This window comes from Neisseria dentiae (genome assembly GCF_024580525.1).
Classification (GTDB): Bacteria; Pseudomonadota; Gammaproteobacteria; order Burkholderiales; family Neisseriaceae; genus Neisseria; species Neisseria dentiae_A.
On record NZ_JANIKQ010000089.1, the window covers coordinates 1 to 379 of the forward strand.

The window sequence follows — 379 nt, forward strand, 5'->3', positions numbered from 1 at the left end:
CGGGCACCGCATGCAAGGCCGCGGCGACTGGCTGCCACCGTATCTGGCGCAGGTCAGCGATGACGGAGCCGGTCGCCCGGAGTCGGAATACCTCGGTGGCAAGACCGTGTACGGCGGCAGCAACCGTGGCCAGATTTTCTTCGTCAATCCCGATGGCAGTGCCGCGCAGCGCCTGGCCAGCTGCAGCCCGCGCCTTGGCTTCACCGCCGAGTACGATCCGAACTGCTACGCCGGCAACGTGCTGGGCGCGCAGTCGTATCGCCACACCCACTACGACAACGACCGCATGGGCGTGACCGCCGACGGCGAATGGCGCCAGACTTTCGGCGCAGTCGACAACACGATCCGCGGCGGCCTGTGGGTGGAGAAGCTGGACCGT

General features: G+C 67.5%; 1 protein-coding gene. It reads left to right on the forward strand.

Features of this window, described 5'->3' with window-relative positions; genetic code table 11:
* Positions 1-10: 10 nt before the first annotated feature.
* The coding region (locus NQ012_RS12990; RefSeq protein ID WP_257067984.1) for a hypothetical protein at positions 11-379 on the forward strand (369 nt) is incomplete at its 3' end.